The following is a 6,274-nucleotide window of genomic DNA, read 5'->3' as shown; positions in this document are numbered from 1 at the left end:
AGGTCGCCTGGTACGCGCGGATCTCCGCGACGCATGCCGACGTACGCGCCGCACTCGACCATCTCATCGAGGCGGATCCCGACGCCGCCGTCGAAATGGCTGGTCGTACGGGCCTGTTCTGGCCCTGACGCTCCAGGCCGGGGCGCGACACTCAGGGACCGGACGGAAGCCTCCGGGGACGGAGCCGGGCCCCGGGACCGGACAACGGCCTCCAGGGACACGACCATGCCCGGGGACCGCATGGGACCCGCCGGAGGTGGTCCCGTTCCCAAGGACCGGACCGCGCCCCGGGGCGCGTTCAGGGACCGGGCGGGCTCCTCCTGGGGCGGCCCCGCCCTCAAGGACCGGCCCGCCGTCACCCCGGGTTCCTCGACCGTGCCCAGGTCCCGTTCCACCGCCCCGCTCGGCGGCCCCGTAGACCAGGCCCGGCTCGGCAGCGCGCTGACGCGCCTCGCGGGCACGCCGGTCGAACGCCTCCTGTCCCGGCCCGAGTTGCCCGCCGGACAGGCGCTCGCGGCACGGGGGGTCCCCGCACGCACGGTCGACGGTTTCCTGCGCCCCCTGCTCGCCGCGCTGCTCTGCGACCCGGAGCTGACCACCTCCAGCCGGTGCGCGGACCTCGCGCTGCGCGCCTTCGCGGGCGGGGGGCTGTGCCTGCCGGAGGGCGGCGCGGAGATGCTGCCCGAGGTGCTCGCCGCCGCGCTGCCGCCGGGCACCGTGCACACCGGCGTGCGCGTGACGGCCGTATCGACGACGTCGGTGACCACCGCCGAGCACGGCGAGATCCACTGCCGGGCGGTCCTGGTCGCGACGGACGCGCGCGCGGCGGCCGAACTCCTGCCCGGCCTGCGCGTACCCGACTTCCACCAGGTCACGGTCGTCCACCACACGACCGACGACCCGCCCGCGACCGGAGCCGCCCTCCTCCTGGACTCCGACCGCGGCGGCCCGGTCGCCCACACGGCGATCGTCAGCGAGGTCGACCCGAGCCGCGCACCGGCCGGCCGCGCGCTCGTCTCCTCGACGGTCCTCGGCCCTCCCCCGCCGAACGTCGACACCGCCGTACGCATGCACCTGTCGCGCCTCTACGGCACCCCGACCACCCGCTGGGAGACCCTCGCCGTCCACCACACCGCCACGGCCGTGCCCGTCATGCGCCCACCGCACGATCTACGGCGCCCCGTACGCCTGTTGGCCGGCCTGTACGTGTGCGGCGACCACCGGGACACGAGCACGGTGCAGGGCGCCCTGCACTCGGGCCACCGGGCGTCGGCAGCGATCCTGGCGGACTTCGGCGCGACAGCCCCGATGCACAGGGCGGACCCGATCCCGACAACACAGGCCGCCTGAATTCTTTTAGGGGCGCGGGGAACTGCGCGACCAGCCACGACGGCGCCGCGCAGTCCCCACTCACAGCCACCCATGTCTCACCCGAACGCGGCGACCTTGTCGCGATACCCCCGCACCGGCGCCGCGTCCTTGTACGGCTCAAGCCGCCGCTCGAAGTCCCGCACATACTCGACCGCCCGCACCGACCGCATCTCCACGGCCTGCCCCGCCGCCTCCGCCCCCAACACACAGGCCTGATCGAGCTCACCCAGCCCGAGCCGGGCGGAGGCGAGAACCACCCGGCAGAACAGCCGACTTCGGGCAAACGCAGGCGCCCGCAACTGCAACGACCGCTCCGCGTGCTGCGCGGCGGCCCGGAACTGCTGAAGGTCCCGATGCGCGTGCCCGAACTCGTCGGCGAGCTGCGCCTCGTCGAAGAACCGCGCCCAGTACGGCACTTCGTCCCCGGCACGCGCCGTTTCGAGGGAGCGCTCGGCCCGGACGAGCGCGGACGTGCACGCCCGCACCTCCCCGAGCACCCCGTGCGCCCGCGCCTCCACGGAGTGCAGCAGCGCCTGCACGACGGGCGGCGCGCTGGTCCCGACCCCCTGCTGCGCCACCCGCGCGAGCTGTACGGCCTCCCGCCCGTGCCCGAGATAGACGGCCTGCCGGCTCATGGTCATGAGCACGTACGAGCCGTAGGCCCGGTCCCCGGCCGCCTGCGAGAGCCGGAGCGCCTGCACGAAGTACCGCTGGGCGAGCCCGTGCGCGGCGATGTCGTACGACGTCCAGCCCGCGAGCCGGGTGAGGTCGGCCGCCGCGGCGAACAGGCGGCGGCCGGTCTGCTCGCCATAGGTGCCGCGCAGCATCGGTTCGGTCTCGTGCTCCAGGTAGCGCACGAGGGCCTGGCGGGCGTGGCCGCCGCCGTAGGCGTTGTCGAGGGTGCGGAAGAGTTCGCCGACCGAGCGGAGCGCTGCGATGTCGCCGCCGGTGACCTTCTGGCCGGGGCCGCGCTCGGCCTGGCCGCGCTGGCGGGGTACGGCGGGGCGGCCTTGCGGGGGCACCCGGTTCGCGGGTTCGGCGCGGCCGACGCGGTCGTCGGCGCGGCCGATCAGCCAGTCCCGGCTGGGCACCACGAGCCCGGCCGGGGTGAAGGCGATCTTGCGCAGTTCGGCGTGACTGCCGGAGTCCTTGCGCCACAGCCCGCTGACGATGTCGACGGCCTCCTCGGGGGTCGCGGCGAATTCGAGCCCGGCGTACACCGGCGCACAGGCGTCGAGCCCGAGGTCCTGCGCGGTGAGACGGCGGCCGAGCCGCCGGGTGAAGACCTCGGCGATGAGGGCGGGCGTGGTGCCTCTGGGCTGCTGTCCGCGCAGCCACCGGGTGACGGATGTCTTGTCGTATCTGAGATCGAGTCCGTGCTCCAGACCGAGCTGGTCCACGCGACGGGCGAGACCTGCGTTGGAGAACCCCGCTTCTGCGATGAGCGCGGCGAGCTGACGGTTGGGAGTGCGCTGCGCGGGTCGTTCCGTCATCTGCGGTGCGGTCTCCTGCCTTTCGGGCCTCAACAGAGGCCTGTGCGGCCACTGCCTGCCCGGATTGCCTGTGAGCAGCCCTTTTGGCCTCGTGAACGGCGCGAATGTAGCGGAGCGTAAGCATCCCGTCGCACATTCCGACGTGCATTCATCCGATCGTGTGAGGATTGGTCGTAGGGCTGACGGCCCCTACCGCCCGGAGGGCTGTCAGCGGTCGGTCGTACAGTGGCGTAGGCATGTTTCGTGCCTTACGACTCATAGGTGCTGCTGAGGAGGCGCTTGCCGTGGGTGAGTTGCGGTTCGTCCGGATGGGCTTCGGCGCGGAGGCCGTCGAATACCAGGAGGCGTGGGACGAGCAGCGCCGGGTGCACGCGGCCCGCTTCGCGGACGAGGTCCCCGACACCGTGCTGCTCCTCGAACACCCGCCGGTCTACACGGCCGGCCGCCGCACGCAGGACAACGAGCGCCCACTGGACGGCACCCCCGTCATCGACGTGGACCGCGGCGGCAAGATCACCTGGCACGGCCCCGGCCAGCTCGTCGGCTACCCGATCCAGCAGCTGCCCCGCCCGGTGGACGTCGTCGCGCACGTACGACGTCTGGAGGAGGCGCTGATCCGGGTGTGCGCGGAGTTCGGCGTGGAGACCAGCCGGGTCGAGGGCCGCAGCGGGGTGTGGGTGCTCGGCGACCCGGTCGAGCAACGCCCCAAGCTCGGCGGACTCTCCCTGGACTTCGATCCCCGGCTGCACGACGAGGAGTTCGACCCCCGGATGAACGGCCCGGAGTACGCCCCGTCGAACGCCGGCCAGCGCCGCGAGGACCGCAAGATCGCCGCGATCGGCATCCGCGTCGCCAAGGGCGTCACCATGCACGGCTTCGCCCTGAACGTGAACCCGGACAACAGGTGGTTCGACCGCATCATCCCCTGCGGGATCCGCGACGCGGGGGTGGCGTCCCTGGCGAACGAGCTGGGCCGGGACGTCACGATCGACGAGGTCCTGCCGGTGGTCGAGCGGCACCTGAAGGACGTACTGGAACACGCGGACCTGAAGCCGCGGGAGATCGAGAAGACGAGTGCCTGACCCGGGAATGTGACTTTCCGCTCTGCGGTTGGCCTCAAGGCGGGGGCCTGAAATCACGGGCGTACCCTGGTGTACGCCGAAGAATCGAAGCTACAGGGAGCCGATGTGTCCGCAGTCACCCCAGACGGACGCAAGATGCTGCGCCTGGAGGTCCGGAACGCCCAGACCCCCATCGAGCGCAAGCCCGAGTGGATCAAGACCCGGGCGAAAATGGGTCCCGAGTACACGAAGATGCAGGCCCTCGTGAAGAGCGAAGGGCTGCACACGGTCTGCCAGGAAGCCGGCTGCCCCAACATCTACGAGTGCTGGGAGGACCGCGAGGCGACCTTCCTCATCGGCGGCGACCAGTGCACGCGGCGCTGCGACTTCTGCCAGATCGACACCGGCAAGCCCGAGGCCCTGGACCGCGACGAACCGCGCCGGGTCGGCGAGTCCGTGGTCACGATGGACCTCAACTACGCCACGATCACCGGCGTCGCCCGCGACGACCTGGAGGACGGCGGCGCCTGGCTGTACGCCGAGACGGTCCGCCAGATCCACCAGCAGACGGAGTCCCGCGAGGCCGGCCGCACCAAGGTCGAGCTGCTCGCCCCGGACTTCAACGCGGTCCCGGAGCAGCTCGCCGAGGTCTTCTCCTCCCGCCCCGAGGTCTTCGCGCACAACGTCGAGACGGTCCCCCGCATCTTCAAGCGCATCCGCCCCGGCTTCCGCTACGACCGCTCGCTCAAGGTCATCACCGAGGCCCGCGACTACGGTCTGGTCACCAAGTCGAACCTGATCCTCGGCATGGGTGAGACCCGCGAGGAGGTCAGCGAGGCGCTGCGCCAACTGCACGAGGCGGGCTGCGAGTTGGTCACCATCACGCAGTACCTGCGTCCGTCCGTACGGCACCACCCCGTGGAGCGCTGGGTGAAGCCGCACGAGTTCGTCGAGCTGAAGGAGGAGGCCGACCAGATCGGCTTCTCCGGGGTCATGTCCGGCCCGCTGGTGCGCTCGTCGTACCGCGCCGGGCGCCTGTACCAGATGGCGATCGAGAAGCGGGGCGCGTACGTGGCCTCGCAGGCGGTGTGACCCTGACCTGCCCGCACCTTGTGTGAATTCGCGCACAAGTGGCTACCGATCGGTAACTCCCTTCATAGACGCGGCCCTGACCGTCCTCCCAGTTGAGGGCGTTCATCAGGGCCGCGTCAGCATTTCGGCCCAGCGCATCAAGGCTTCATTGGCGTTTGACCGGTCGGTCACGCCCTGGTAACACCAAACAGTGACACTGCATTTACAGCACGTAGACCCATACCCAGAGCCGTTCCGAGGGGGGACCTCCACGATGCAGGCCGCGCCCGTCCGTGCCACCGCCATCCCGTCCGTCACCGACGCCCTGCGCGCGGTCGAGTCGCTGCTGCTGAGCAGCGGCCAGCGCACCGCCCGCCGCAACGCGTGGACCTCCGTCCTGGAGGACCGCCGCCGCGCCAAGGACCGGGTCGAGGCACAGCTCGTCATCGAGCAGGCCCTCACCTCGCACTCCTGAATCCCCCGTCCTGCGGGCACCGCCGTCGTCGGCGCTCCCGCGGGCACGTAGACTTCCTCGCATGGCGAGGAAGGACACGACAGCGGAAAACGCTGCGAACCCCGGGCGACTCAAGCAGATCGCTCTGACGTACAAGATGACGCGCAAGGCCGACAAGACGATCGGTCTTGTACTCGCGGCTGTCGGAATTGCCACCTTCGGTGTCTTCCTCGCGATCGGCTTCTTGCTCGGTCACCCCATCTATCTCGGCATTCTCGGCCTCCTGCTCGCCTTCCTCGCGTCGGCGATCGTCTTCGGACGCCGGGCCGAGCGGGCGGCCTTCGGGCAGATGGAGGGCCAGCCGGGCGCGGCCGCCGCGGTACTGGACAACATCGGCCGGGGCTGGACGACGACTCCGGCGGTGGCGATGAACCGCAGCCAGGACGTGGTGCACCGCGCGGTCGGCAAGGCCGGCATCGTCCTGGTCACCGAGGGCAACCCGAACCGGGTGAAGTCCCTGCTGGCCGCCGAGAAGAAGAAGATGAACCGCATCGTCGCGGACGTCCCGGTGCATGACGTGATGGTCGGCACGGGCGAGGGCCAGATCCCGCTCAAGAAGGTCCGCACGACGATGCTGAAGCTGCCGCGGGTCCTGACCGGCCCGCAGGTCACGGCGACCAACGACCGCCTGCGCGCGATGGGCGATTTGATGAGCAATATGCCGTTGCCAAAGGGCCCGATGCCGAAGGGCATGAAACTCCCGAAGGGCGGCGGCGGCAAGGCCCGCTGAACCTCGCACACACGCCACACGGTTTCTACGGCGG

Annotated in this window: 6 protein-coding genes; 5 read left to right on the top strand and 1 reads right to left on the bottom strand. The window is 71.0% G+C overall.

Annotated features, from left to right (window positions below; all coding sequences use genetic code 11):
• Nucleotides 1–33 precede the first annotated feature (33 nt).
• Nucleotides 34–1,350: an FAD-dependent oxidoreductase gene (locus ACNFOC_RS49250; protein ID WP_416965516.1), complete on the top strand. Its 1,317-nt coding sequence runs from the start codon at nucleotides 34–36 to the stop codon at nucleotides 1,348–1,350.
• Between the two features lie 77 nt (nucleotides 1,351–1,427).
• Here ACNFOC_RS49250 and ACNFOC_RS49245 read toward each other — a convergent pair whose 3' ends face one another.
• Nucleotides 1,428–2,864, bottom strand: a complete 1,437-nt coding sequence (locus ACNFOC_RS49245) for an NsdA family TPR-like regulatory protein (protein ID WP_416965515.1) — start codon at nucleotides 2,862–2,864, stop codon at nucleotides 1,428–1,430.
• Nucleotides 2,865–3,148: 284 nt separating this feature from the next.
• Between ACNFOC_RS49245 and lipB the strand changes: the two genes are divergently transcribed.
• The 4 genes from lipB to ACNFOC_RS49225 all read left to right on the top strand — a co-directional run bounded on the left by lipB (nucleotide 3,149) and on the right by ACNFOC_RS49225 (nucleotide 6,240).
• Nucleotides 3,149–3,946, top strand: coding sequence for a lipoyl(octanoyl) transferase LipB (lipB, locus tag ACNFOC_RS49240; RefSeq protein ID WP_416965514.1), 798 nt, complete (start codon nucleotides 3,149–3,151; stop codon nucleotides 3,944–3,946).
• 105 nt (nucleotides 3,947–4,051) lie between these two features.
• Nucleotides 4,052–5,017, top strand: a complete 966-nt coding sequence (lipA, locus tag ACNFOC_RS49235; RefSeq protein WP_020684297.1) for a lipoyl synthase — start codon at nucleotides 4,052–4,054, stop codon at nucleotides 5,015–5,017.
• 253 nt (nucleotides 5,018–5,270) lie between these two features.
• A complete protein-coding gene (locus tag ACNFOC_RS49230; RefSeq protein WP_019064487.1) occupies nucleotides 5,271–5,471 on the top strand; it encodes an SCO2195 family GlnR-regulated protein in 201 nt (66 codons plus the stop codon).
• A 61-nt stretch (nucleotides 5,472–5,532) separates the two neighbouring features.
• The gene (locus ACNFOC_RS49225) at nucleotides 5,533–6,240 is read left to right on the top strand and encodes a DUF4191 domain-containing protein (RefSeq protein ID WP_416965513.1); all 708 of its coding nucleotides are present in this window, start codon (nucleotides 5,533–5,535) and stop codon (nucleotides 6,238–6,240) included.
• The last annotated feature ends 34 nt before the right edge of the window (nucleotides 6,241–6,274 follow it).

The sequence above is a fragment of the Streptomyces colwelliae genome (genome assembly GCF_048158785.1).
Taxonomy (GTDB): Bacteria; Actinomycetota; Actinomycetes; order Streptomycetales; family Streptomycetaceae; genus Streptomyces.
The sequence above is the reverse complement of the archived record's forward strand: the minus strand, read 5'-3'. Positions and strand labels throughout refer to the sequence as shown.